Raw genomic sequence first — 289 nt, 5'->3', positions numbered from 1 at the left:
ATCCTGCGTCACTTCACGCTCGAGAATGACGTTACCGGCACCGTCTGTCACTGTGATGGTATCGCCCACTGCCGTGTCAGCCGCCAGCGTCACTTTCGCCGTCACAGTGCCGTCAGCACCCAGTTCATCATTGTTGTAGACGCCGTCACCACTGGTATCACCTTGCAACTCAACCGTTGGGGCAGAAGCACCTTCTAGATCCACCAATGCGCTATCGCTTGCTTCTGGGGATTTGTTGCCCGCAGGGTCTGTCACTTGTGCCGTGACCTCCACGCGATCACCAAACGGT

At 57.1% G+C, this 289-nt stretch carries 1 protein-coding gene; it reads right to left on the bottom strand.

What is annotated here, in order from left to right; genetic code table 11:
* A partial coding sequence (locus tag ABT58_RS24245) for a hypothetical protein (protein ID WP_047876772.1) occupies positions 1–289 on the bottom strand: 289 nt, incomplete at both ends.

The sequence above is a fragment of the Photobacterium aphoticum genome (assembly GCF_001029435.1).
In the GTDB taxonomy this organism is placed as follows: Bacteria; Pseudomonadota; Gammaproteobacteria; order Enterobacterales; family Vibrionaceae; genus Photobacterium; species Photobacterium aphoticum.
Note: the sequence above shows the minus strand (reverse complement) of the source record. Positions and strands in the feature narration are given on the sequence as shown.